We start from the raw sequence: 23901 nt of genomic DNA, 5'->3' as shown, positions 1-23901 counted from the left end.
ATGAGCGCTCTATACGAATGGATCCATGCGGTTTTCATCGCGCAATTGGACTTCTGGATCATTCTGGGTTTCTTTGCCCAGGCCATGTTCATGATGCGCTTCGTCATCCAATGGATCGCATCCGAGCGCGTCGGCCGCTCAATCGTGCCGGTCGCTTTCTGGTTCTTTTCCGTTGCGGGTGGGTCGCTGCTGCTGATCTACGCCATTCAACGACAGGATCCGGTCTTCATCGCCGGTCAGGGACTGGGTCTGCTAATCTATTTCCGGAACCTGTGGCTGATTTTCAAGGAAAAGCGGAACGACCCTACGATTTGAGCCGTTCCGCCCTTCGCTCGACAGTCTGTCAGCCGAATGCCTTCGTCAGTGCCTGATCCAGATCGGCAATCAGATCTTCCGGGTCTTCCAGGCCGATGTGGAGGCGAACCGACTGGCGATCCAGGTTTACCGGGGTTGCCGTGCGGCCGCCCTTGAGGCGAACCGGAATGGCAAGGCTTTCAAAACCACCCCACGAATAGCCGAGACCATAAAGCGTGAGCGCATCCAGGAAGGCGTAGGCCTGTTCCTGTGTCGTGCTTTCACTGAAGTCAAAGGCGCACAGGCCCGAGGCTCCCGAAAAATCTCGTTTCCAGAGAGCATGACCAGGATCCGATTCAAGGCCTGGATAGCGGATGCGATCGATGTTGGGCTGGTCCTTCAGCCAGCCAAGAACGGCTAGTGTGTTGCGCTGGTGCCGTTCAAGGCGCACGGACAGAGTTCTGAGGCCTCGCAGGCCGAGGTAGATGTCATCCGGCGCGACGTGACACCCCATGGCACCGCAGAACGCATCCAGTTTTTCCCAGGCGCGTTCGCTGGCAGCGACCGTACCGAGCATGGCGTCGGAGTGTCCGACAAGATATTTGGTGCCCGCCTGGATCGACAGATCGACCCCCATGGATAGTGGCTGGCAGTAAATCGGGCTCGCCCAGGTATTGTCCATCAGAACGGTCGCGCCGATGGCACGGGCCTCGGCGGCAATCGCCGGAACATCCTGCATCTCGAAGGTGAGGGAGCCGGGTGCTTCGGTGAACACGGCTGTCGTGTTTTCCTGGAACAGTGACTTGATATCGGCGCCGATCTTCGGATCGTAGAAGGTCACGGAAACCCCGATGCCTGGCAGAACAGTGTCGGCGAAATGGCGGGTCGGTCCGTAAGCCGTATCGACAATCAGGATGTGGTCACCGGATTTCACGCAGGACAGGATGGCCAATGCAATGGCATTCAAACCCGAATTCGCGATCTTGACCCCGGCTGCCCCTTCGATCTCCTTCATGGCCCCTTCAAGGGAGTCCGTGGTCGGGTTGCCCCTGCGGGCGTAGGAATAGGTCTGGGCACCCGTCACCATGGTTTTGGTGTCGGGGTAGAGAACAGTCGAAGCATGCACGACAGGCGGATTGACGAAACCGTGAAATGCAAGCGGGTCGCGCCCTGCATGCGCCAGTTTGGTATCCTGCCTCAACGGCGGCTTGGAATTGGTGGAAGACATGAAGGCTCTTGGGTGTGTGTTTTGCGAGAGGCGGCGCGACATGAGCTGCCGTGCGCCGAGCGCTCACTTTAGTCATTCGCGTCATGGTCGCAACCGCCATTTCACGTGTTGTGCGCGGGTCTTTGTGTGGAGAATTTTTCGATTAGCGTTAACCTTCGCAAGGTCTCCGCTAAATGCATTGAACCCTTTTTAGGCATTGAATGAATTCGATTTAGACATGTTCGCTGTTTGTGCATCCAACCTGATGGCAAATGGCGGATAGCTCGAGAAATTTGACGAGATATCTGCAGCAAGTACTTGACCCGAACAGCTAAATGCCATCGTATGGAACCGTTGGGTGGGACGAAAGATATCTGGAGGAAGCAGCCGTCAAGGCTGGCATCCGTCCGGTTACAAGAGACGGAGAAGATGTCTTTCGAACAAACCCGGCATAATAAAAGTATGGGTAACAAATAAAGGCTGCATATCCATGTCCAATAAATTCCTTCCGCTCGTAATCGGCGCTGCTATGGGAGTCGCCGCGACGACGGCTGCTGGTGCAACGACGCTGGAAGACGTCAAGGCAAAGGGCTTCATTCAGTGTGGCGTGAGCCAGGGTCTGCCGGGTTTCTCGAACCCGGATGCTCAGGGGAACTGGACCGGTATCGACGTTGACTACTGCCGCGCTATGGCTGCAGCAGTGTTCGGCGATGCGTCCGCTGTGAAATACACTCCGCTGTCCGCAAAAGAGCGTTTCACCGCGCTTCAGTCCGGCGAAGTTGATGTTCTGTCCCGTAACACTACCTGGACCATGTCCCGCGACACCCAGCTGGGTCTGAACTTTGCTGGTGTGAACTACTATGACGGTCAGGGCTTCATGGTTCGCAAGGACCTGGGCGTGACTTCCGCACTGGAACTGTCCGGCGCTTCGGTCTGCACCAACACCGGTACGACCACTGAGCTTAACGTTGCCGACTACTTCCGCGCCAACAACATGCCGTACGAAATCGTCGCCTTCGAAAAGGCCGACGAAGTTGTGGCTGCATACGACGCCGGCCGTTGCGACGTTTACACCACTGACGCATCCGGCCTGTACGCACAGCGCCTGAAGCTGACCAACCCGGGCGACCACATGGTCCTGCCGGAAATCATCTCCAAGGAGCCTCTGGGTCCGGTTGTCCGTCAGGGCGACGATGAGTGGTTCAACATTGCAAAGTGGACGCTGAACGCGATGCTCAACGCAGAAGAGCTCGGCGTGACCTCTGAAAACGTTGACGAGATGAAGTCTTCCGACAACCCGTCCATCAAGCGTCTTCTGGGCGTTGAGGGCGCATTTGGTGAAGCTATCGGCCTGCCGAACGACTGGGCCTATGCGATCATCAAAAACGTCGGTAACTACGAAGAGTCCTTCAACGCCAACGTTGGTCCGGACACTCCGCTCGGCATCTCCCGTGGCGTAAACGCTCTGTGGAACGACGGCGGCTTCATGTACGCACCGCCGGTCCGCTAATCCTCTTCTTTGATTGAGGATTGAAGGGGTTCCGGCGGTTGTTCTGCCGGAACCCTCAATAAATTCCACGCAATAAAAACCGGACAACATACCCGGCAACCGCGTGGGGGAACAGACTGCTTCCGTCGATAGGGGAGTGCCGACGAAGTTCGGCCAGGGAAGCAGGTCAGACACGATTGAGGAGAGGCTGCGTGCCGGGCTCTTTCGTGAAAACTTGGGCGAGGTTCTATGTCAGTAATGGAGCAGGACTCGGCGGGGGCGCCGGCGCGTGCTTCGCTGTTGAACGATCCCAAAGCGCGCGGCATCTTTTACCAGCTGCTGCTGGTCGTCGCGCTGGTGACTTTGGGATATGTCATCGTTTCGAACACGATAGCCAACCTGGAGAGGCAGAACATCGCCTCCGGTTGGAGCTTTCTAGAAAATACAGCCGGGTTTGGAACCAACCAGTCACTGGTTTCCTACTCTGAGACATCAAGTTACGGAAGAGCGATCTATGTCGGCTTCCTGAACACTCTGCTTGTGGCGGGCGTCGGTATCTTCTTCGCCACGATCTTTGGGTTCATCATCGGTATCGCCCGCTTGTCGAACAACTGGGTCATCAGCCGTCTGGCGTATTGCTACGTCGAGCTGGTCCGTAATATCCCGCTGCTGCTGCAGATCTTTTTCTGGTACTTCGCGGTGCTGCGATCGATCCCCGGCAAGCGTGAAAAATGGTCGTTGTTCGACACATTCCACCTGAATATTGGCGGTCTTCGGCTTCCCAAACCCATCATGGGGACCGGATCGGAATGGATCGGCTATGCGTTCCTGATCGGGATAGCAGCAGCGTTCCTCGTGGCACGTTGGGCGCGCAAGCGTCAGGAGGCCACAGGGCAACCGTTCCCGTCATTCCTGACGGGGGTCGGATTTATTATTGGGCTGCCTTTGCTGACGTACTTTGCAACCGGCATGCCGATCACTCTTGAACATCCGAACTTCGTCGAAACCGGGCCAATCCTGCGTCAGGGGTTCGAGCTCAATGTCGGGCTCAATATTATTCCTGAGTTCCTGGCTCTTACCGCAGCCCTGGCAATCTATACCGCATCGTTCATCGCAGAGATCGTACGTGCCGGTATTCAGGCGGTGAGCCATGGTCAGACCGAAGCAGCGCATGCACTAGGTTTGAGGAACGGACCGACGTTGAGACTGGTGGTCATTCCCCAGGCGATGCGCGTGATCATTCCGCCGCTGACGAGTCAGTACCTGAACCTTACCAAGAATTCTTCACTGGCAGTTGCCATTGCCTATCCGGACCTCGTCTCGATGGGTGGAACGGTGCTCAACCAGACCGGCCAGGCGATTGAAATCATCGGTATCTGGATGGTTGTCTATCTGTCGCTCAGCCTCATCACATCGGCCTTCATGAACTGGTACAACCAGCGCATGGCGCTCGTGGAACGGTAAGGAGCGCAAAATGGCTAACACTGATATGTTCCAAATCAGAACCGAGGAGGCGCCGCGACTGCCGGCGCCGATCTCGACCACCGGCGTCATCGGCTGGATGCGTCAGAACCTGTTTTCGTCCATCGGCAACACCGTTCTGACTGTAATCGGCATTCTGATCGCCTACTCACTTATCGCGCCTTTGATCCAGTTCGCATTTATCGATGCTGTCTGGAGCGGCGACAATCGTGAAGCGTGTCTGCCGCAGGACGGCGGCCATAGCGGTGCCTGCTGGGCTTACGTGGAAGCATACTTCCCGCAGTTCATCTATGGCCGGTATCCGACCGAGGAAATCTGGCGGGTGAACATCGTCTATTTCCTGTTCGCGGTGTTGCTTGTACCGCTTGCAATCCCCAGCGCACCGTTCAAGAAAATCAACGCAATCCTGTTTCTGGTCGTCTTCCCGATCATCGCATACTTCCTGCTGACCGGCCTGGTCATCGGAGATGCGGTAATCCTGCCGATCGTTGAAACAGCGGTTTGGGGCGGTTTGCTTGTCACGCTTGTTATCGCGGTCACGGGTATTGTGGCCTCGCTACCGCTAGGTATCGCGCTGGCGCTTGGACGTCGATCAAGAATGCCGATCATCAAGCTTGTCTCGGTTATCTTCATCGAGTTCTGGCGCGGTGTTCCGCTGATCACGGTTCTGTTCATGTCGTCGGTGATGCTGCCGTTGTTCCTGCCGGAAGGCGTGACCTTCGACAAGCTGCTGCGCGTTCTGATCGGCGTGACCCTGTTCTCTGCCGCCTATATGGCAGAAGTGGTCCGTGGTGGCCTGCAGGCCATTCCGAAGGGGCAATATGAAGGTGCCATGGCGCTCGGGCTCCGGTTCTGGCCGATGATGTATCTCATCATTTTGCCGCAAGCTCTGAAGCTCGTGATCCCCGGGATCGTCAACACCTTCATCGGATTGTTCAAGGATACGACTCTGGTTCTGATCGTCGGCATGTTCGACCTTCTCGGCCAGATCCAGTCGTCCTTCACGGATCCGACATGGTCGACGCCCAGCACCGGTCACACGGGTTACCTGTTCGCTGCAGTGGTGTTCTGGACCTTCTGCTTCGGCATGTCGCGCTACTCCATCTTCATGGAGAAGAAGCTTCATACAGGACACAAACGCTAGCAAACCGCTTCCGGGGCGCGCGATGAACCGCAGCGCCCCGGCCACAGGACACTCTTGGAGTTAAAAACTATGTCTGAAAACGCTGTACGCGACGAAGAACTCGCAGCCGACCGTTCCAGAATGACCATCTCCGATACGGACGTGGCTATTGAAATCAAGAACATGAACAAGTGGTACGGGGATTTCCACGTTCTGCGCGACATCAACCTGAAGGTCATGCGCGGAGAACGTATCGTTATCTGCGGACCGTCAGGTTCCGGCAAATCCACGATGATCCGTTGTATCAACCGTCTGGAAGAACATCAGGCGGGACAGATCCTTGTCGATGGCATCGAGTTGACGGACGATCTGAAAAAGATCGACGAAATTCGCCGCGAAGTCGGCATGTGCTTCCAGCACTTCAACCTGTTCCCGCATCTGACGATCCTGGAGAACTGCACTCTGGCTCCGATCTGGGTTCGCAAGATGCCCAAGAAGGAAGCCGAAGACATCGCGATGCACTATCTCGAGCGCGTCAAGATCCCGGAGCAGGCCAACAAATATCCGGGGCAGCTGTCCGGTGGCCAGCAGCAGCGCGTTGCTATTGCACGGTCTTTGTGCATGAACCCGAAAATCATGCTGTTCGATGAGCCGACCTCGGCACTCGACCCGGAAATGATCAAGGAAGTTCTGGACGTGATGGTCGGACTTGCCGAAGAAGGCATGACCATGCTGTGCGTCACTCACGAAATGGGCTTTGCCCGCAAGGTTGCAAACCGCGTTATCTTCATGGATGCGGGGCAGATCGTGGAGCAGAACGAGCCGGAAGAGTTCTTCACCAATCCGCAGCATGAACGTACCAAGCTTTTCCTGAGCCAGATCCTGCACCACTGATCGGCTAAAGACTACGGATGATGAAACTGCTGCGCAGGTTCCTGATTGGAATTTGCCTTGTTGTCTTCACTGCTGTTGTAGCACTGGGCCTCGGAGCACTCGTTCCGAGGCCTTTGTTCGATTCCAACCCGGTTATGGAAGTTGCGCAAAGTTCAGCAGATAAACGGCGTATTCTGATACTCAACAATCCCATCCATACTGATATCGCCCTCCCGGCCGATCCGGACGTGCTGGAGGCGTTCGCATTCGTATCGGATGGCGGGCTGGAGCTGGATTATCCGGGTGTTTTCTGGATTGCTTTCGGCTGGGGTGGGCGGTCCTTCTATATCGAAACGCCAACGTGGGGCGATTTGAAACCGGGTCCGGTAATAGACGCGTTGACCTGGGATGCCTCGGTCATGCATGTCCGTCGCACCGGCGATATTCCGCTTGAGCAGGAAAGCGTCCGCGTAGTTGAACTGAGCCAGCTGGAATTTGATGGACTGGTCAATGATATCAGGACCAGTTTCCAGTCAGATGGCACAGCGCCTCCGACGGCAATTCCCGGAGTGGCGTACGACGCACACGACATTTTCTTTCCGGCAGTTGGCGGCTTCAACGCGATGATGGGCTGCAACACCTGGACGGCCGACATGTTGAGGCGGGCAGGGGTGAAGACCGGCATGTGGACGCCGCTGCCCCTGACGCTTGACTGGTCGCTGGATCTACATAACGGGCGCTGAAGCAGGGTCCGGTACAAGCCGGTCAACAGCAGCCTCTGCCAGTTCCACCAGGATATCGCGAGATTCCCCAGCGCGGGCGCGAACCGAAAGACCGTGCAGCATCAAAGACAGATGCTGGGCGGCGAACTGGACGCTTGCTTCCGGAACCGAGTCTTGCATCTCCGCGTAAATCAGACCGGCGAACCCTCGATCCATTCGCTCAACGACATGCGCCAGCATTGATCTGAAGTCAGGATCGTCAGCAGCTTCAGTCGTCAGCGTGGAGATGGCCAGGCAACCATAGGCCGCATCGTTAAATGTCGACCTGCCGCAATAAAGATCGATAGCAGCTGTCATGATGGCCTTGAGCCGGGGTTTCAGCCCTGTCTTTGTCTGTCCTGCCGCCTTCAGGTGGGCCTGCATCTGGTCCGCGAACCGTGAAATCACCTTCAGATACATGTCTTTCTTGCTGCCAAATGCGGCATAGAGGCTGGGTCTGTTCAGGCCGGTTGCTTCTGCTATCTGGTCGAGACTGGTAGCGGCATAGCCGTGTTGCCAGAACACCAGCATGATGCGGTCGAGCGTGATGTCTTCGTCGAATTTGCGCGGTCGTCCGCGTTTGCTTTCGGATTTCATTTTATACCAATTCGCACATAAATATCGACATGTCTATTTTTGTGCGATACGGTACATAAAAATGGAGCAATCAATGGAGACGTTTTGGGAGATGCCGGAAAACACTGCAGACATGGGGACGGTGGCTTGGGGACGAAGGTCTGGTCAGTTCAGCAATGGGCGACTGACAAGAACTGAAAAGCTGAAGGTGCTTACAAATCTTGGCCGTATGGGGATGCTTGAAGCGCTGGATGCTTTCAGAGGAAAACTGGGCCTGATCAACACCTTCGGTGCAGACCTTGAAGGACTGCAGCCACCGGAGACCGCATTGGTCCGGGATGCGTTGGACTTTGCCGACGAAGTCCAGAATTTGGACCTGATGCGGCACAGTTGGCGCACCTATTACTTTGGCCTGTTGTTAGGTGGCTATCGTAAGCTCACTGTAGACAAGGAAATCCTCTTCTGTGCAGCCATATTGCATGACGTAGGCCTGGCGTCAGGCCGGACCAGTGAGCCGCGGGATTGCTGTTTCGTGGTCCATGGTGCGGAACGCTGCCAGCACCACCTTGTCGGCCAGGGACATGACCGGGCAAAGGTACATCGGATTGCCGATGCTATCGGACTGCACCTTAACGGGTATGTGTCTGCCAGAAGATATGGTGCAGAAGCACATCTTATTTCGCGAGGAGCAATGTGTGACGTGTTCGGAATGGGGCAGCGCAGGATCGCGCAGAACGTTCGCAAGGACATCTTCTCTCGATACCCGAAAGGGAAACTGAACGATGCTCTGGAAATCTGGCCAGGCCATCATCTTGCCGGCACACGTGCCGACTTTCTGATCAGTCTGGAGCCTTCACGCAAGAAACCGGATGGGTTGAAGGCAAGACCCCAGCCGGGAGAGTGAGCCTTGTTTTGGACAACCGGAATACGACCAAAGTATCGCTGCCTGCGTTTTCAGGTTGTGTTCGCCGCTCCCATCGGAAAGAATCGGGTATCGCGTTTTTATTGCCTAAAAAACGGCCAAAAACCGGGGGGATTGGTAATTATTCCTATTTCGTTTTCGTTGTGGCTCAACGCGCCATTGTCACTATGTCGTACGTAAAAATACAATTTATGGTTTATTTAGAATTGTCGGGTCACGTAGGGTCAGTTTTATCAAGGTGACCTGCCATGAGCGATCAGGAATACGACTTCCAATCCCGTTTGAAATTCGCCCAAATTGATCATTCCACAATCGAAAATCTCAGAAAGCTCTGGCCGGTAATCGAGCCCGTGTTGGACGATGTGCTGGCGGGTTTTTACGTTCACATCAACACCCAGCCAAATCTTGCTGCACTCGTCGGCTCGCATCAGCCCCGACTTGTTTCAGCTCAAAAGGGCCATTGGAAGAAGCTGTTCACGTCGGGCTTCGACCAGAGCTACCAGCAGAGCATCAACCAGATCGGTCATGTGCATTGCCGTATCGGGCTGGAACCGCGTTGGTACATTGCCGGGTATCTTTATGTCCTGCGCCATCTGCATGCCCATCTGACCCGTAAATACAGACGGTCTTTTCAAAACCTTGCCGTCTTGTTGAACGATGTCACGGCGGCCGTCTTCCTTGACATGGACCTTGCCATATCAACCTACGAAGAAGAACTTCTTCTGGAGCGCGCAGCGCAGACGGAACGATTGAACAAGGCTATCGAAAAGTTCCAGAGCAGCGTCAAGCAACCGTTGGCCGATGTGGAGGCCGGTGCTCGCAGCGTTGCGGGGGAAGCCGAGCATTTGACGAGCGTATCGCAGACCGCGAGAAGCCAGGTTGAGAACGCCGGTCATGTTTCAAAAGACTCTAGCGTCAGCGTCCAGACCGTAGCCTCTGCAACGGAAGAGCTCTCCAGTTCCATCCAGGAAATTTCGAAGCAGATCTCCGGTGCATCCCGTATTGCCAGCCAGGCGGCAGGCGGCACAGAACAATCGAGCCTTCAGGTGGCCAGCCTGGCAGGTGCAGCCCAGAAAATTGGGGATGTGATCGGTCTCATTCAGGCGATTGCCGAACAAACCAATTTGCTGGCTCTGAACGCAACGATCGAGGCTGCCCGTGCCGGCGATGCCGGCAAGGGATTTGCGGTGGTCGCAAGCGAAGTGAAAACCCTCGCAGAACAGACCGCGAAGGCAACCGAGGAAATCAGCCAGCAAGTCACCGAAATCCAGAGTTCGACGGACAATGCCGTTGCCTCCATCCAGTCGATTTCCGAAGTGGTCAAGCAACTAGACGAAATGACGTCGTCGATTGCAGCGGCGATTGAAGAGCAGGGTGCTGCAACGCAGGAAATTTCCCACAGTATCCAGACGGTCGCTTCGGGAACGCAGACCCTCGATGAGAACATTGGCGGTGTCGAACAGGCAATCACCGCCACCGATCAGGCGGCCGACAGTCTGTTGGCTGCATCCAGCAGAATGTCTTCAAGCACCAGTTCTATCTCGGATGAGATCCGGGATTTCTTTGAAACCTTGAAGACTGGCACCTGATCAAAGCGCTATTTGATCTCTCAAGCTGGGCCGGTGACGACGTCCGTGTCGTCCCGGCTTCCCCATTCCGCCCAGGACCCGTCGTAAAGCGAAAGATCCCGAGCACCGAGCACGGTAAGGCCAAGGGTCAGGATCGCCGCTGTGACACCGGAGCCGCAAGAGGTCGTGACGGGCTTGTCGAGATCCACTCCAGCATCCTGAAAAGCCTTTGCCAGGTCTTCCTTCTGCAAGAATGTGCCGTCTTCCGCGATGAGTTGGGTGAAGGGTAGGTTGAGCGCGGTCGGCATGTGACCCGACTTCAGTCCGGCACGCGGCTCTGGCGCTTCTCCGGCAAATCGTTCGGCAGACCTTGCATCCAGTATTTGCCGCGAACCATTTGCGATTGTGGAGCGGATCTGGTCGAGGTCAGCAACGGCACCATGGTTCAAACGGGACGAGAAGTGGCTTTGAACTCTGCGGGGCGTATCGTCGTCAAAGGCACGGCCTTCTGCCCGCCACTTCGGAAATCCACCATCCAGAACATAAACTCGTTCCGCGCCCATGCTGCGCAGCGTCCACCAGACGCGTGGGGCGGAATAGAAACCGAAATCATCGTAGACCACCAGTGTCTGACCGTCGCCTATCCCCATCTTCCGCATGGTTGACGAAAACACATGCGGAGCTGGCAGCATGTGAGGCAGATCGCTGGTCTTGTCACAGACCTCGTTGACGTCGAAGAAGACGGCGCCTGGAATGTGGGCGTTCGGATAGACAGGCGGAGCATCTGGATGCGTGACCGGCGGCATCCAGGCATTGATGACAATCAGATCAGGCGAGGAGAGATGATCGTCCAGCCATTGGGTCGATACGAGGGGATGGTCGGTCATTACGGCTCCTTAGGTCTCCAGCAAGCCTTTGGACTTGTGCCAGTCTTCGATGGAGAGGTCCGGATAGTTCTGGAAATGAACGTGTCCGGGACCGCTCGGCACATCGATCCAGTCAGGCTTGAACGCCAGCATGATATGGACAATCTCTGGCGGTGTTGGCAAGGGGCTATCGACCGCTCCTGCATGTGGATGCACCAGTTCAGGCCAACGCGGATCCCAAAGCCACAAGTGAGATCCACAAGCCTTGCAGAAATGACGTTCCGCAGGACTGGTCTTTCCATCAATGACAGCGTTGTAGACCGACTTCGTCTCCGCGCCCGATACCTCAAGGCTGCCGGCGTCTCCCATCAGATTGACTGCATAACCGCCGCTGCCACCTGTCTTACGGCAGATGGAACAGTAACAGCGCATGTAGGGGTATGGGGTTCTGCTTTCCACTTCGAAGGAAACAGCTCCACACCGGCAGCCACCTGACAGTTTCATTTCAACTTCCTCCGTTTGCTTGTCAGTCGGTCAGGCGGATCCGGACGCGCCTGTTCTGCTTGCCCTTCTTTTCGATCTTGCCGAGTTCAAGCAGGCCGATTTCAGAGGTTCTCGTTACATGGGTACCGCCACAAGGCTGCAAGTCCACATCATCGCCGATCCTGACCAGTCTTACCCTGCCAGACCCACGGGGCGGCTTGACGGACATGGTCTTGACCAGACCCGGGTTGGCATCGAGTTCTTCGTCTGTGATCCATTGGGTGGTTACTTCGTGATCACCAGAAGCCAGCGCATTGAGCTTCTCCAGAAGCGCTTCCCGGTCGATTGTGTCTTCGCCCATATCGAAATCAAGCCGCCCTTCGGGATCCCCGATTTGACCACCTGTAACGGGAAAGGGCAGGGCCACGGACAATAGATGCAAGGCAGTATGCATGCGCATCAACCGGTACCGTCTCGCCCAGTCCAAATGGGCGGTCACTTTTGTGCCGGCAGCAGGCAGGTTTTGTCCTTCTGAAGGGACATGGACGATGGTTTTCTTGTCGCCATCATAGACCGTGGTGGCAATCTCGATCTTCGTGCCGTCTTCCAGCTCCAATGTGCCGCTGTCGCCCGGTTGACCGCCACCGGTCGCGTAAAAAACCGATCTATCAAGCACTATGCCACCACGCTCGTTGATGCCGGTCACTTCGGCTTCACATGTTCTGAGATAGGCATCGTCGCGAAACAAAGGCGTGGTCATCCGGAACTCCCTGAAACGAATAGCGTCGAATTGACCAACGAACAGCATGCGGTGCAAGGCCCTATTTGCAGGAAACCGGGGTCATGAAAAACAAACGCCCGCAATCCGGCCGGACCGCGGGCGATAACAATGATGTGGACCAAGTTCAGTCGGCGAAATTCAGATCGACAAAACCTTCTGACCAGTTCTGTGCGTTTGCCTTGCCTTTTGCATTTGTGAAGATTGGCTTGGCCGGGTTTTCGCGCGTCACCGTGAAACAGAGTTTGCCCCAGCCATCGCCGCTCCAGTCTTCGCAATATTGACCGGTTCCGTTAATTTCGACGGCTTCCCACGGAATGTTCCGGATCTTGTCGCCCTTGACCACGACAACGGCGAAGCCGTCGGCGTGGTTGTTCTGCTTGTACTCCGTCACGCCGTCGGGAAAGAAACCATGGATGGAGTTTCCCGACATCATGTCGTTGATCTCGTCTGCCGTCAGGTTGGCCGGATCAGCCAGTGCGTAAAAGCTGCCCGTCAGTGTTGCCAGCGACGTCAGTGCAAGAAGTCGTAGCTGAGATTTCAAGTTGCGCATGTTCCCCTCGATTTCGATGCTTGCATTTGCGCTAAACCCTTGGTTTCGTTCCAGGGCACACTTCATCCTGCAGCACGGTCGAAAGAAGACCTGTGAATATCGACGCCAAAATTTCCATTGAGCCGCAACAAGGTGCGGAGAACGTGCGTGTCAACGAGCCGCTCGGAGAAGCCTATTCGGCGTATTGGAACTGGTGGTTGAGGCATTTTGCGAAGCAGGCTGAGGCACGGTTTCCCGCAATTTATGGGAATTCCGTTTTGCAGGGCACTGAGGCGAAGGATCCGCTGTCCCGTATCGGAATGCTCTACGCTTCACGAGGATGCGGAGCGGTTTTCAATCTGGCGCGTGCTCTAGGTCGCCCAGCCGGTTTCGATGTGATCAGTCATCTCCTGACGAGTGCGCCGAGCATGCCTGACCTGGTGAACAGATGGTCGGGTGTCCTGGCACTGCAGGCGTCCTTTCGGTTTCACGAGAACGGTCAAGGAAAGGATTTTATTTCTTCCTGCCAGCGCAATTCACTGGTCTTGTCACCCTACAAGGTACGTCCCGCGAACCAGAAACCATTCGGACCGGCAATGCTGGCCGGTGTCGTGACCGGAACGCTTGAAAGCGCAGGGATACATATTCAGGACATCTGGGCGGTTAGCCGCGGCGGTGCTTCCCGGCCGATCTATCGGTTTGGCAATTTCGTCGACGGCAACTTGGACTTCGACAGCGATATCCTGATTATTCCTGCAGAAGAAACTTCCGGGTTCAAATCCGAAATCGGAATGATGTCTTCTGCTTCAAGCCTGTCTTTTCGCCACCTGCTGAACAGGCCGCAGGGGCCGGGTACAAACCGACTTCTTGCGCGGGTCGTCGGCGTTCTCGAACTTTCAGTGGGGGAGCATCCTGGCTTGTCGTCAACAGCGGCGGGACTTGGTTTGTCGCCGAGAAGTCTGTCCCGGCGGCTATCGGAGGCGGGGTTGGGCTACGCCAGGCTCGCTCGTTTCGTCCGTCTGCGAAAGGCGACGCGTATGATGGCGTCGGGCGACTGCTGTCTCGATGAGATTGCCTACCAGGCGTCCTATTCGGACCGCCACCATATGAGCCGGGACTTTCGTAAGATGGCCCAAGTTACTCCCGCCGGCCTGAGAGAGCTGCTGGCACGCTAGACTGGTTTTGGACGCTCAGTCACCACGGGTCACCGGCAGCCAAAGGAACCGGTTCAGCTATTTGCCTTGGCCACCAGAAGCTTCAGGGCGAAGGTGCCCATGATGCCCGCAAAAGCCCAGTCGAAGGCTCGCATGAACTTCGGCGAGGACTTCAGGAAACGGGCAAACGCACTGGCTCCCAGAACCATCGCCGCGCAGATGGGCATTCCCAGAACGACGAAGTAAAACCCGAGGAACATCAGTTTTCCTGTCGCGTTCGGATCCGCCGCGCTGACAAACTGAGGCAGGAAGGTCACGAAGAACAAGACGATCTTGGGATTGAGGATGTTGATCCCGAGTGCCTGTAGCCAGACCCGGTGAATAGGTTGCTTCTTCACGGAGGCTGCTTCCAGCGCAAGGCTGGACCCGTTCCTGACGGCTTGAACTGCGAGATAAATCAGATAAGCGGCGCCGACGATCTTCAGCACTGTAAATGCAAGTGCCGATGCTGAAAGCAGGGCGGAAACACCGATCGCGGCAAGCACGGTGTGCAGGATCAGACCACAGGTTGCCCCAAACACAGCAGCAAGCCCGGCTCGTCGGCCTTGTGTCAGCGTCTTGCTCATGAACAGCGTCATGTCGGGTCCTGGCGTAACGGTCAACACCAGTGCTGCGGCCGTAAAGGCAAGCAGGGTCGCGTAGTCGGGTATGTAAGCCATGGTTTGCAGATGCCGGAGAAGTTGGTCTGATAGAGGTTTAGATCATTCGCCTCGACGGCACCAGCCCGGAAGGGGGCGCTCTTCGTTCGATTTCACAAAACAGGCGCTGGATATTGCCTTTAAGCTGCACGAGGCGCTCTGCATGGCCGCGCAGTCAGAGACTGAATATGTCCCGAACACTGATCAAAGTATGGGAGACAGCAACCTGGCACCTTGAGCCAGCACACGAAAAACATAACTGCGGGACTGGAACGCGTCCGGCCAGGTCAGGCGGGAGTTCTGGAAATCGGTCTCCAGCATGCTTTCGACATTGTCGATCATGCGCGGATGGGTGAACCAGAGGGTCAATTCAAAATTGATCTGGAAAGATCTGTTGTCGAAGTTGACCGTGCCGATGGAAACGAGTTCGTCGTCCATCAGCGTAACCTTCTGGTGCAGAAAACCGTCGATATAGCGGTAAACCTTCACCCCGCGCTGCACCAGGGTGTCCTCGTAGGCGTGGCTTGCGAGCCATACAGTCCAGTGATCACGTTTTTCCGGCATCAGAACGCGTACGTCCACACCGCGCATTGCTGCCGAGCAAAGCGCTGTCTGGATGTCGAGAGACGGCACCAGATACGGTGTGGTGATCCATAGCCTCTTTCGTGCCCGGGCTGCCGTTTCGACAAAAGCCAGAGCGCATTCCTCCAGCTTGTCTGCAGGCCCTGTCGGCATCACCAGAACGGCTTCGTCACCTGGCATCGGAATTTCGCCAACCTGAGGCAGTTCGATGCGCTCGCCGCTCGCCCAGAGCCAGTCTTCGACAAAGGAGAGTGCGCAAGCAACGGCAGCGGGCCCTTCGACACGGACATGGGTGTCACGCCAGTGGCCAAACCAGTTGTCCCGGCCGACATACTGGTCCGCAACATTGTGGCCGCCAACAAATGTGACGCGGTAGTCGATCACGACCAGTTTGCGATGATTGCGATAGTTGAGACGCATCGGTCCAAGCAGTCGCAGGAACTTGTGGTTTTCGTTGAAACCGCAAACCTTGACGCCGGCGTTCTTCAAGCGGGTCAGATAGTCTTTTGACAGAGAATGGCTGCCGACATCGTCGTAGAGGAAATAGACCGTTATGCCATCCTTGGCACGGGCGATCAGGGCGTCGGCCATGTCACGTCCCAGTTCGTCGTCATGGATGGCGAAGAACTGGAAGAATATGACGTTTCTGGCCTTTGCAATTTCATTCTTGATGGCTGTGAACGTCGCATCACCATCGATAAGAAGGTCTGCCTTGTTGCCGGCCATGAAGGGAACCCCGGCAACGCGGGAAAGAACCGGCCAGTCTCTGGTTTCCTCGTGATCGGTCAGGCCAAGTTCGTCTGCACGCCTTGCCCGTTCTGCCCGGCCAAGGGTCGCTTGAATCTTCTCGTAGTCGGAAAAGGATCGCCAGCCGAACACGAAATAGAGTGGCACCGTGAGATAAGGCAGAAAAAACAGGGACAGCAGCCATGCGACGGACCCTTGGGAAGTTCTTGAATTCATTACTTCGCGAACGGCGCAGATGCCTGCCGTCACGTACATGATCGCGACAAATGCCGCGACCAGTCCGAGATTGTTTGCCATGACATCCAGAACGCCGGCATCTGTGACGGCATCACGGATCACCGCTTCGGCCGCGTCACCGCCTTGCGCCAATGCTTGATCCGCTGAACTCATGTAATGCCCCCCGGTGTCAATCGATCAGGCGAAGGGTGGCTGGATCGTGACTTTTCGCTCCAGCCACTCCGGAACCGGCAAATTCTTTGATCTGAGGAAGTCCGGATTGTAGAGTTTGGACTGGTAGCGGGTGCCGTGGTCGCACAGAATCGTGACGATCGTCTTGCCTGGCCCAAGCTCGCGTGCGAGGCGCCGGGCGCCGGCCAGGTTGATAGCGGTCGACCCACCCAGCAGTAGCCCTTCCTTTTCTGCGAGATCGAACACCAGCGGCAAGGCTTCTTCGTCTGGAATTGTGTAGGCGTGATCGATTTTAAGATCGCCGACAATCGCGGTACTGCGGCCAAGGCCGATGCCTTCGGAAACCGATCCGCCTTCGGAGGCGACAGCCTTGCCGGTGGTGAACAGCGATTGCATCGCAGCGCCACGCGGGTCGGCGCAGCCGATGACGACACCCGGCTTGTTCTCCTGAAGATAGGTTGAAACGCCAGCCAGCGTGCCGCCGGAACCAACCGCACAGATGAAACCGTCAACACGGCCACCCGTTTGGGCCATGATTTCAGGACCTGTGGTTACGAAATGAGCCTTGCGGTTGTCGAGGTTGTTCCACTGATCGGCAAAGATAACGCCATTAGGTTCAGTCCGTGCCATCTCTTCTGCAAGACGGCGGGCGACGTGCTGGTAATTGTTGGGGTCGGAAAAAGGCTTGGCCGGAACTTCGACAAGTTCAGCACCACACAGGCGCAACATGTCCTTCTTTTCCTGGCTTTGCGTTTGCGGGATAACGATCACGGTCCGGTAACCGCGCGCACTGGCTACCAGCGCCAGTCCGATACCGGTGTTTCCGGCCGTGCCCTCGACAATCACACCACCGGGCTTGAGATCACCGCGGGCTTCGGCTTCAAGAATCATCTGCCGGGCAGGGCGGTCCTTGACCGATTGACCGGGGTTCATGAACTCGGCCTTGCCGAGAATTTCGCAACCCGTTTCCTCGGACAGAGCTTTCAGACGGATGAGGGGCGTGTTACCGATCGCATCGACAACAGAAGCGGACACAGACATTTATTCTTTCCCGGCTGATCTGGTCCGGTGGCGCTGACCGGCCAGATGAAATCTGATAAGCCCCGGACGCTAAAGGTCTGAAGGGCCTTGATCAAGGTCGCAATGTAAGGCTTCAAATGGGGAATGCCAGCACCTGAGGCCAATCAGGTTCCTTTTTCCCTCTGGTGTCAAAAACACGCCATCAGTTGTTCCGTGAAATCAGCTCACTGAAATTCTATTTCTAACAATTCTGGTGTAATTGTTGATCCGATTTTTGTTGCCTGTCGTATCGCCGGTAAGGCAACTTGGGATTCTAAAGCCAAATGAGAGCGGTAATGGAAAAAAACGTGACCGGAATGGACGAGTTACTGGCCGGATATGCGGCCGGGACCTTGACCTATCCGGCGCAGGCATTGGTTGGTGCTCATCTCGAAATGAGCGACTGCAACAGGTCATATGTAAGCTCACTTGAAACTCTTGCCGGCTTTGAACTGGAAGACGCCGAACCGGTCTCCATTTCCAATCGGGACGAATTTCTCGGATCGATATTCAGTGGCGCCGTTGATGAACTGAACGATAACGCGCCTGCCGCCGAACTGTCTGAGAAAGGCGGACCGGCCGTTCCCGAATCGCTGCAGTCGATTATCGGTTCCTCGATGGATCAGCTCCCCTGGAAAACGCTCCTTCCAGGCGTCAAGGAATGCAAGTTCGGTGAAATTGACGGCTGCGCAAGCAGTCTCCTTTGGGTGCGGGCAGGTCGAGCAATGCCGTCCCATACGCACCACGGCACTGAGCTTACGCTCGTATTGACGGGCGGGTTCAAGGACGAAGACGGCCACTATGTGGCTGGTGACGTTGCCTTTGCCGATGGCGATGTGGACCACAAACCTATCGCTGACGAGGGCGAAGACTGCATTTGCTTCGCGGTGACGGCAGGACGCCTGCAGTTGACCGGCCCTGTTGGCCGCTGGTTCGCACCCTTTATCCGCTAAAATTCAATCCGACACCCGGTCTGTTTGCGTAAAGAGGCAAACGAACCGGGAGAATGAATTGCCCAAGACGAATTATGTTGCCCAAGCTGATCACGGTTGCGCCTGGATCACGGGAGCAAGTTCCGGTATCGGCCGGGAGCTTGCACTTGACCTCGCCCGTTCGGGCTGGAAGGTCATTGTAACTGCCCGCTCGGAGCAGGAATTGGCGGAGCTGGAGAACCAGTCCAAGGCGCTTGCCGGTTCAATTCATGCGCTGCCTGGGGATGTCACGAAGACGGACCTCATGGCCGAACACGTGAAAAAGATTCAGCAGGACTTCGGCGGTTTGAGCCTGCTCGTGGCCAATGCGGGCATTTATCTGCCGCAGGATGGCCTCGATGCCGATGCAGACGCCTTTCGCAAAAGCTTTGATGTGAACCTCATGGGGACGGTCAATGTGCTTCTGCCGGCCATCACAGCCATGAAGGTGGCGGGCAAGGGGCAGATCGCAGTGGTGTCGTCTGTGGCAGGTTATGGCGGTTTGCCGACGTCAGCTGCATACGGTGCCACCAAGGCGGGGCTGATCAACCTTGTTGAATCCTTGAAATTCGATCTGGACCTTGCAGGGATCCGAATTCAGATCATCAGTCCCGGTTTTGTCGATACGCCTGCAACAAAGTCCAATCCGTTTCCGATGCCTTATCTGATGTCTCCGGAAGAGGCTGTCGAGGAAATCAGGAAAGGCCTGTCCCATCCAGCCCGTTTCGAGATTGCATTTCCGCGTAAATTTGTTCGGCAACTGAAGCTTTTGCGCTGGTTGCCGTACAGTGCCTACTTCGCGCTGGTCGCCCGGTCCACGGGTTGGAACAAGAAAAAGGCCGGGTGACCCGGCCTTTGAAATGTGTCTTCAACGTCAGTGCCTTGCTCAGGCAGATTTGACGTAGACCATCTGGCGAACATCGATATTGCCGGACCGGAAGCCTGCCTCGCAATAATGCAGGTAGAACTCCCAGAGGCGCTTGAAGCGCTCGTCAAAACCCAGCGGACTAATCCTTGGCCAAGCCTGTCGGAAGCTCTGACGCCATTCTGCAAGCGTTCTTGCGTAGTCCTGGCCGAAAATCTTCTGATCCATAAGGTCCAGGCCCAGTGACTTGCCGATTTCTGCCAGTCGGCCGGGCGGCGGCAGCATTCCACCTGGAAAGATATAGCGCTGGATGAAGTCTGTGCCTCTGCGGTAGTCCTCGAACATCTTGTCCTGGATCGTGATGATCTGCAGACCCGCCTTGCCACCCGGCTTGAGGCACTTCGACAATTGGCGGAAGTAGGTCGGCCAGTATTTTTCACCGACGGCCTCGAACATCTCGATGGAGGCTATCCTGTCGAACACGCCATTTTCGTCGCGATAGTCCTGGAAGACCACTTCAACCTTGTCGTTGAGGCCAGCCTTGTAGATCCGCTCGCGCGCGTAATCGAATTGTTCCTGCGAGATGGTCAATGCTCGCACGTTGGCACCAACCGATTTTGCGACATATTCGGCAAAACCGCCCCAGCCACACCCGATTTCCAGAACCTTGTGATCGGGAGTAATGCCCGTCTGCCGTACCAGAGAAGCGTACTTCTCGGTTTGGGCCTGTTCCAGATTGTTGGTTTCGTTGCTGTAGATCGCCGAGGAATAGGTCATCGAAGGATCCAGCCACTCCCGGTAAAATGCATTTCCGAGGTCATAGTGCGCCGAGATGTTACGCTTCGACCCGCGTTTGGTGTTGGAGTTCAGCCAGTGGCGTACCGACATCAGAAAACGTGTAAACGGTTTCCCCTGGAGAGCTTCCAGCGTCGATTCCTGGTTTATGCAGAAGACTTCCAGAAATGTGGTCACGTCGGGCGACGACCAGTACCCCGCCATGAAGGCTTCTCCGACACCAACGTCGCCTGCTTGGACGACCATCCGGAAAAACGCCCAGTTATGGATCTTGAGAACACCGTGTGGGCCATCTTCCTGCCCTTTGATATGGAACCTTCGACCGTCTGGAAATTGAACTTCAAGAGACCCATAGCGGATTTTGAGGGCAAGGCCGGCCGCCATTTTGGCGAGGCGTGGAGTACCCTTCAACTCCGCGCGGAAGTTTTCCTTGGTCAGAACAATCGGCTCACTCATAGCAGAACCTCTTGAAACGTCAGTTGTTTGAAACTGGCAAGACAGAACCTGTCTGCCCAGGCAACCCGTCATTCCCTGCATCTTCTGCGGGTCGAGCGTGAAATGGTACACGCTTGCGCCAGATTTTAAAGGCTTCCCAATGGATGGCGCCGATGACCTTGAACGTCAGCAGCGGCACCTGAAGGCAGGCCTGCAGAATCGAGCCGTTGGACAGGGGGTGTTGTGTGCCGGAAAATGTCGCCGACAAAAGCGGGCCTTCGCAATCCTTTTCCAGAATGCGAACGCGGACGGTTTTTCCCGGCGGCATCATGCGAAAGAAATAGTGTTGTTCCATGCTGACGAAGGGCGACACGTAGAACAGCTTCTTCTGATCCTGGCGTATGCCTGCATCACTGCACTGGCCGGCTTTGACAGGTGCTACGTAGGTGTGGATGCCCCCAAACGTGTTGCGTACCTCGTAAACGAGTGCAATCAGTTGGTTCGACCGGTCATAGGCATAATAAACGCTGAGAGGGTTGAAGCCGTAACCCAGCATCCGCGGATATGCGAGCAGCAGGACCCGAGCAGGTGCCTCTAGTCCTTCCTTGGCGAGCAATCGGTCGACATGGAGCCGCAAATCAGACCCGTCCCTTGGGCCGTGGTCCTTCTGATGAAACGACAGCAAATTGAACCGGTTGACGGAGAAGAACAGGCTGGACTGCGCAGCTTCTTCAAGCCGATCCAGATCGAGCAGCACGGAAAAGACCTTATAGGAAAACCTGTGCTCACGGGGTTTCATGCGGTGATGCATGACCGAGCCCATGAACAAGGATGCCGCCGGATCAGGGGGCGGTCCATTGTCATGCATACAATTGCTCGGCCTTGCCTTCATTCGGCAGCCTCCAGATAGGTATCGCCAGCCACGTCTTTTTCCCATGGAAGCCGGGCACCGAGCGAACGGGCAACATCAAGTCCGGACGAAAGTCCATCTTCGTGGAAGCCGTGACCGCGCCACGCACCACAATACCATGTGTTGTTCACGCCTTGAATTTCCCCAAGCCGGTTCTTGGCCTGCTGAGCCATGGCATCGAACTGGGGATGATCATAAACATACTTTGCGAAGGTCTTGTCTTCCTGAGGTGGTGCATAGGGGTTCAATGTAACGAAGACCGGTTTGGAGTGATCGAAGTTCTGCAACCGGTTCATCCAGTAGCTGACGGTTACGTCCCGTGTTTCGCCGGCTTCGCGATCGGACATGTAATTCCAGGAAGCCCAGACGTTTTTGCGTTTCGGCATCAGGGCCTGGTCGCGGTGAAGGTAAACCTCGTTTGGACGATACCGGATGGATCCAAGAATATCGCGCTCCTGTGGTGAGGGATCACCCAACATGGCAAGGGTCTGGTCCGTGTGGCTGGCAAGGATCACATGATCGAAGACGTCCTGGTGGCCGGATGCGTCGCGCACGATGACCTGACCGTTTTGCCGGAGAACTTCTGTGACCGGCTTGCCAAGCCTGATCTTTCCCTGAAGTGGCGCCAGCAGCTTTTCCACGTAGTTGCGGCTGCCACCGGAAATGGTACGCCACAGCGGCCGATCGAATGAAAGCAGGCGATGATTTTCAAAGAAAGCCACGAAACTTTCCGCAGGATAGTCCCGCATTTCGTTGATCGGCGTCGACCAGATGGCAGCGCCCATCGCCAGCAGATAGTCGTTTATGAAACCGGAAGAGTAGTGTTCACGCTCCAGGTAGCCACCGAGCGTTTGCCCGCTGAGGCGTCCGGCCTTCAGATCTTCAACTGCTTTGCCATTGAAGCGGAAGATATCCCGCAACATGCGCAGGAACCGCGGTGAGACCAGATTACGCCGTTGTGCGAAGACCGCGTTCAGAGAATGGCCTGACCATTCAAGCTTGCCGTTGTCCGCCGACAAGGCAAAACTCATGTCGCTTATCTCGTTGGCGACCCCCAGATGGTCAAGCAGCGCAGTAAAATTCGGGTAGTTGAGCTCGTTGTAGACGATGAAACCGGTGTCCACCGAAATCCGGGCGCCATCATAGTCGATATCCGCCGTGGCGCTGTGACCACCTGGCCGTTCGCGCCGCTCGTAGAGAACAACGTCATGAAGATCATTAAGGGCCCAGGCTGCACTGTTTCCGGAAATTCCGGAGCCGATTACGGCAATCCGCATATCATATCCTTCGGGGCGTCGGTGTTACCGCGGGAAACCTGGTTGGACGCCAAGTTTTCCAGTTGATGTGCAGCGGTTACGCCTCGCCTTGAAGGGCGGATCACATAGGGCGATGAATTTTATGGATTATTTTTGACGCAAAACCATTGGCGCGACTTCAGCCAGCGCCATCCGAGGTTTTGCGACCTCGGAAGAGCGGAAAGTCTCACACGCGCGTCGCCGCTGCCCGGCAAAAAAGCCGGGCAAGCGAATGGCGTGTCGCAAGTCTGCAAGGCAATTGCGCCAAAACAAGCCTCAGGCCTGGATCGTGTCGACAATCCAGTTCCATGCGATTTCGACGCGTGTGCGTGCGGCATCGAAGAAGGCAACGACCTTCTGCCATACCAATTCGCCAAAATCTGCGACCTGCAGCATGGTGCCGCGTTTCTGCGAGGGTTGCTGGCCGGTTTCGATAAGTTCAATTGTGGTCGCATCAACACCTTCATTGACCACACGACGCGTGACCGTAAGGGTGCCTTCATTGACCAGTCTTGATTCATCCTTGCCGGCGACAACCGTATCCTGATCCATGGCGCGAACGACAACGGCCCGGCCATCTGGAAGCAGATGGGTTTCGTTGGTGTTCACTTCACTGTCATAGATAACTTCGCCGAAGGAATCGATCAGTTCTACCCAGATCGTTTTCCGGCCTTCAAGCTCGATTTCGCCCACCCATATCGTGAGCTCACTTTCCAGCGGATCGGCCTGATCCTGTGACGCTGACGCGACTGTGACCGCCAAACGATCCTCAGGCAACGTTATCGTTTCCTGAGGCAGTGGGGCCGCAGCAGCGCTTCCCGCCAAGGCAAGGATGAGGCCAAGCGCAAGAGTTCCTGCTCTGGTATTCCGTTGCATGTACGCCTCCCAAGGCTAATACAACTTAATTTACCGCGCGTGGGGTCTGTAAACGGAGGTCCATTGTAGGACTTTTCAGGTCTTCCGCGCTTTTGCGCCCCGTTCGTGCGGTCACGATTTTGCCATTATCGCACCACAATCTCCCGAATGCG

24 protein-coding genes are annotated in these 23901 nt (G+C 56.0%); 11 read left to right on the top strand and 13 right to left on the bottom strand.

Features of this window, described 5'->3' with window-relative positions:
* Window positions 1–315, top strand: a complete 315-nt coding sequence (locus Q666_RS57575) for a lipid-A-disaccharide synthase N-terminal domain-containing protein (protein WP_022998819.1) — start codon at window positions 1–3, stop codon at window positions 313–315.
* A gap of 28 nt (window positions 316–343) precedes the next feature.
* Here Q666_RS57575 and metC read toward each other — a convergent pair whose 3' ends face one another.
* A complete protein-coding gene (metC, locus tag Q666_RS57570) occupies window positions 344–1522 on the bottom strand; it encodes a cystathionine beta-lyase (protein ID WP_022998818.1) in 1179 nt (392 codons plus the stop codon).
* 469 nt (window positions 1523–1991) lie between these two features.
* Between metC and Q666_RS57565 the strand changes: the two genes are divergently transcribed.
* The 5 genes from Q666_RS57565 (at window position 1992) to Q666_RS57545 (ending at window position 7211) form a co-directional block, all read left to right on the top strand.
* On the top strand, window positions 1992–3011 hold the full coding sequence (locus Q666_RS57565) for an amino acid ABC transporter substrate-binding protein (RefSeq protein WP_031268586.1): 1020 nt from the start codon (window positions 1992–1994) through the stop codon (window positions 3009–3011).
* A gap of 228 nt (window positions 3012–3239) precedes the next feature.
* A complete protein-coding gene (locus tag Q666_RS57560; protein ID WP_081713351.1) occupies window positions 3240–4454 on the top strand; it encodes an amino acid ABC transporter permease in 1215 nt (404 codons plus the stop codon).
* Window positions 4455–4464: 10 nt separating this feature from the next.
* Window positions 4465–5616: an amino acid ABC transporter permease gene (locus Q666_RS57555; protein ID WP_031268584.1), complete on the top strand. Its 1152-nt coding sequence runs from the start codon at window positions 4465–4467 to the stop codon at window positions 5614–5616.
* A 69-nt stretch (window positions 5617–5685) separates the two neighbouring features.
* Window positions 5686–6489: an amino acid ABC transporter ATP-binding protein gene (locus tag Q666_RS57550; RefSeq protein ID WP_022998815.1), complete on the top strand. Its 804-nt coding sequence runs from the start codon at window positions 5686–5688 to the stop codon at window positions 6487–6489.
* Window positions 6490–6506: 17 nt separating this feature from the next.
* The gene (locus Q666_RS57545; protein ID WP_022998814.1) at window positions 6507–7211 is read left to right on the top strand and encodes a TIGR02117 family protein; all 705 of its coding nucleotides are present in this window, start codon (window positions 6507–6509) and stop codon (window positions 7209–7211) included.
* Here Q666_RS57545 and Q666_RS57540 read toward each other — a convergent pair.
* Complete coding sequence (locus Q666_RS57540; protein WP_022998813.1) at window positions 7194–7826, bottom strand: TetR/AcrR family transcriptional regulator; 633 nt, start codon at window positions 7824–7826, stop codon at window positions 7194–7196. The two genes, Q666_RS57545 and Q666_RS57540, sit on opposite strands and share 18 nt — an antisense overlap.
* Window positions 7827–7899: 73 nt before the next feature.
* Between Q666_RS57540 and Q666_RS57535 the strand changes: the two genes are divergently transcribed.
* Complete coding sequence (locus Q666_RS57535) at window positions 7900–8709, top strand: HD domain-containing protein (RefSeq protein WP_022998812.1); 810 nt, start codon at window positions 7900–7902, stop codon at window positions 8707–8709.
* Window positions 8710–8975: 266 nt separating this feature from the next.
* Window positions 8976–10316, top strand: coding sequence for a globin-coupled sensor protein (locus tag Q666_RS57530; protein WP_022998811.1), 1341 nt, complete (start codon window positions 8976–8978; stop codon window positions 10314–10316).
* 20 nt (window positions 10317–10336) lie between these two features.
* Here the strand turns inward: Q666_RS57530 and sseA are convergent, their stop codons facing one another.
* From sseA to Q666_RS57510, 4 genes are all read right to left on the bottom strand, one after another.
* The gene (gene sseA, locus Q666_RS57525) at window positions 10337–11182 is read right to left on the bottom strand and encodes a 3-mercaptopyruvate sulfurtransferase (protein ID WP_022998810.1); all 846 of its coding nucleotides are present in this window, start codon (window positions 11180–11182) and stop codon (window positions 10337–10339) included.
* Window positions 11183–11191: 9 nt separating this feature from the next.
* The gene (locus tag Q666_RS57520) at window positions 11192–11665 is read right to left on the bottom strand and encodes a GFA family protein (RefSeq protein ID WP_031268580.1); all 474 of its coding nucleotides are present in this window, start codon (window positions 11663–11665) and stop codon (window positions 11192–11194) included.
* A 22-nt stretch (window positions 11666–11687) separates the two neighbouring features.
* Complete coding sequence (locus Q666_RS57515) at window positions 11688–12404, bottom strand: alanyl-tRNA editing protein (protein WP_031268578.1); 717 nt, start codon at window positions 12402–12404, stop codon at window positions 11688–11690.
* Between the two features lie 145 nt (window positions 12405–12549).
* Window positions 12550–12975, bottom strand: coding sequence for a hypothetical protein (locus Q666_RS57510; RefSeq protein WP_139314165.1), 426 nt, complete (start codon window positions 12973–12975; stop codon window positions 12550–12552).
* A gap of 575 nt (window positions 12976–13550) precedes the next feature.
* Between Q666_RS57510 and Q666_RS66300 the strand changes: the two genes are divergently transcribed.
* The gene (locus tag Q666_RS66300; protein WP_161633206.1) at window positions 13551–14129 is read left to right on the top strand and encodes an AraC family transcriptional regulator; all 579 of its coding nucleotides are present in this window, start codon (window positions 13551–13553) and stop codon (window positions 14127–14129) included.
* A gap of 53 nt (window positions 14130–14182) precedes the next feature.
* Here the strand turns inward: Q666_RS66300 and Q666_RS57500 are convergent, their stop codons facing one another.
* From Q666_RS57500 to Q666_RS57490, 3 genes are all read right to left on the bottom strand, one after another.
* Window positions 14183–14827: a LysE family translocator gene (locus Q666_RS57500; RefSeq protein ID WP_022998805.1), complete on the bottom strand. Its 645-nt coding sequence runs from the start codon at window positions 14825–14827 to the stop codon at window positions 14183–14185.
* Window positions 14828–15010: 183 nt separating this feature from the next.
* Window positions 15011–16525: a cardiolipin synthase gene (cls, locus tag Q666_RS57495; RefSeq protein ID WP_022998804.1), complete on the bottom strand. Its 1515-nt coding sequence runs from the start codon at window positions 16523–16525 to the stop codon at window positions 15011–15013.
* Window positions 16526–16549: 24 nt separating this feature from the next.
* Window positions 16550–17584 carry a cysteine synthase A gene (locus Q666_RS57490; protein WP_022998803.1) on the bottom strand — a complete coding sequence of 345 codons (1035 nt, stop codon included), beginning with the start codon at window positions 17582–17584 and terminating at the stop codon, window positions 16550–16552.
* 314 nt (window positions 17585–17898) lie between these two features.
* On the opposite strand from Q666_RS57490, the gene Q666_RS57485 reads away from it, so the two are divergent.
* Window positions 17899–18555 carry a ChrR family anti-sigma-E factor gene (locus Q666_RS57485; RefSeq protein ID WP_022998802.1) on the top strand — a complete coding sequence of 219 codons (657 nt, stop codon included), beginning with the start codon at window positions 17899–17901 and terminating at the stop codon, window positions 18553–18555.
* 58 nt (window positions 18556–18613) lie between these two features.
* The gene (locus Q666_RS57480; RefSeq protein ID WP_022998801.1) at window positions 18614–19420 is read left to right on the top strand and encodes an SDR family NAD(P)-dependent oxidoreductase; all 807 of its coding nucleotides are present in this window, start codon (window positions 18614–18616) and stop codon (window positions 19418–19420) included.
* 39 nt (window positions 19421–19459) lie between these two features.
* On the opposite strand, the gene Q666_RS57475 is transcribed toward Q666_RS57480, so the two are convergent.
* The 4 genes from Q666_RS57475 to Q666_RS57460 form a co-directional block, all read right to left on the bottom strand.
* On the bottom strand, window positions 19460–20689 hold the full coding sequence (locus tag Q666_RS57475) for a cyclopropane-fatty-acyl-phospholipid synthase family protein (RefSeq protein ID WP_022998800.1): 1230 nt from the start codon (window positions 20687–20689) through the stop codon (window positions 19460–19462).
* 19 nt (window positions 20690–20708) lie between these two features.
* Window positions 20709–21491, bottom strand: coding sequence for a DUF1365 domain-containing protein (locus Q666_RS57470; protein WP_286133747.1), 783 nt, complete (start codon window positions 21489–21491; stop codon window positions 20709–20711).
* Window positions 21492–21556: 65 nt separating this feature from the next.
* Entirely contained in the window at window positions 21557–22855 is a 1299-nt protein-coding gene (locus Q666_RS57465; RefSeq protein WP_022998798.1) for an FAD-dependent oxidoreductase, read from the bottom strand.
* A 294-nt stretch (window positions 22856–23149) separates the two neighbouring features.
* Window positions 23150–23749 carry a hypothetical protein gene (locus tag Q666_RS57460; protein ID WP_022998797.1) on the bottom strand — a complete coding sequence of 200 codons (600 nt, stop codon included), beginning with the start codon at window positions 23747–23749 and terminating at the stop codon, window positions 23150–23152.
* Window positions 23750–23901: the final 152 nt, after the last annotated feature.

Source organism: Labrenzia sp. C1B70 (assembly GCF_000475395.1).
Taxonomy (GTDB): Bacteria; Pseudomonadota; Alphaproteobacteria; order Rhizobiales; family Stappiaceae; genus Roseibium; species Roseibium algicola.
This window is presented reverse-complemented; position numbering and strand designations above follow the sequence as displayed.

Bases quoted from the DNA above. Each gene is read 5' to 3' on its own strand.
- Q666_RS57575 (WP_022998819.1), top strand. From the start codon at position 1: ATGAGCGCTCTATACGAATGGATCCATGCGGTTTTCATCGCGCAATTG.
- metC (WP_022998818.1), bottom strand. From the start codon at position 1,522: ATGTCTTCCACCAATTCCAAGCCGCCGTTGAGGCAGGATACCAAACTG.
- Q666_RS57565 (WP_031268586.1), top strand. From the start codon at position 1,992: ATGTCCAATAAATTCCTTCCGCTCGTAATCGGCGCTGCTATGGGAGTC.
- Q666_RS57560 (WP_081713351.1), top strand. From the start codon at position 3,240: ATGTCAGTAATGGAGCAGGACTCGGCGGGGGCGCCGGCGCGTGCTTCG.
- Q666_RS57555 (WP_031268584.1), top strand. From the start codon at position 4,465: ATGGCTAACACTGATATGTTCCAAATCAGAACCGAGGAGGCGCCGCGA.
- Q666_RS57550 (WP_022998815.1), top strand. From the start codon at position 5,686: ATGTCTGAAAACGCTGTACGCGACGAAGAACTCGCAGCCGACCGTTCC.
- Q666_RS57545 (WP_022998814.1), top strand. From the start codon at position 6,507: ATGATGAAACTGCTGCGCAGGTTCCTGATTGGAATTTGCCTTGTTGTC.
- Q666_RS57540 (WP_022998813.1), bottom strand. From the start codon at position 7,826: ATGAAATCCGAAAGCAAACGCGGACGACCGCGCAAATTCGACGAAGAC.
- Q666_RS57535 (WP_022998812.1), top strand. From the start codon at position 7,900: ATGGAGACGTTTTGGGAGATGCCGGAAAACACTGCAGACATGGGGACG.
- Q666_RS57530 (WP_022998811.1), top strand. From the start codon at position 8,976: ATGAGCGATCAGGAATACGACTTCCAATCCCGTTTGAAATTCGCCCAA.
- sseA (WP_022998810.1), bottom strand. From the start codon at position 11,182: ATGACCGACCATCCCCTCGTATCGACCCAATGGCTGGACGATCATCTC.
- Q666_RS57520 (WP_031268580.1), bottom strand. From the start codon at position 11,665: ATGAAACTGTCAGGTGGCTGCCGGTGTGGAGCTGTTTCCTTCGAAGTG.
- Q666_RS57515 (WP_031268578.1), bottom strand. From the start codon at position 12,404: ATGACCACGCCTTTGTTTCGCGACGATGCCTATCTCAGAACATGTGAA.
- Q666_RS57510 (WP_139314165.1), bottom strand. From the start codon at position 12,975: ATGCGCAACTTGAAATCTCAGCTACGACTTCTTGCACTGACGTCGCTG.
- Q666_RS66300 (WP_161633206.1), top strand. From the start codon at position 13,551: ATGCTGGCCGGTGTCGTGACCGGAACGCTTGAAAGCGCAGGGATACAT.
- Q666_RS57500 (WP_022998805.1), bottom strand. From the start codon at position 14,827: ATGGCTTACATACCCGACTACGCGACCCTGCTTGCCTTTACGGCCGCA.
- cls (WP_022998804.1), bottom strand. From the start codon at position 16,525: ATGAGTTCAGCGGATCAAGCATTGGCGCAAGGCGGTGACGCGGCCGAA.
- Q666_RS57490 (WP_022998803.1), bottom strand. From the start codon at position 17,584: ATGTCTGTGTCCGCTTCTGTTGTCGATGCGATCGGTAACACGCCCCTC.
- Q666_RS57485 (WP_022998802.1), top strand. From the start codon at position 17,899: ATGGAAAAAAACGTGACCGGAATGGACGAGTTACTGGCCGGATATGCG.
- Q666_RS57475 (WP_022998800.1), bottom strand. From the start codon at position 20,689: ATGAGTGAGCCGATTGTTCTGACCAAGGAAAACTTCCGCGCGGAGTTG.
- Q666_RS57470 (WP_286133747.1), bottom strand. From the start codon at position 21,491: ATGGGCTCGGTCATGCATCACCGCATGAAACCCCGTGAGCACAGGTTT.
- Q666_RS57465 (WP_022998798.1), bottom strand. From the start codon at position 22,855: ATGCGGATTGCCGTAATCGGCTCCGGAATTTCCGGAAACAGTGCAGCC.
- Q666_RS57460 (WP_022998797.1), bottom strand. From the start codon at position 23,749: ATGCAACGGAATACCAGAGCAGGAACTCTTGCGCTTGGCCTCATCCTT.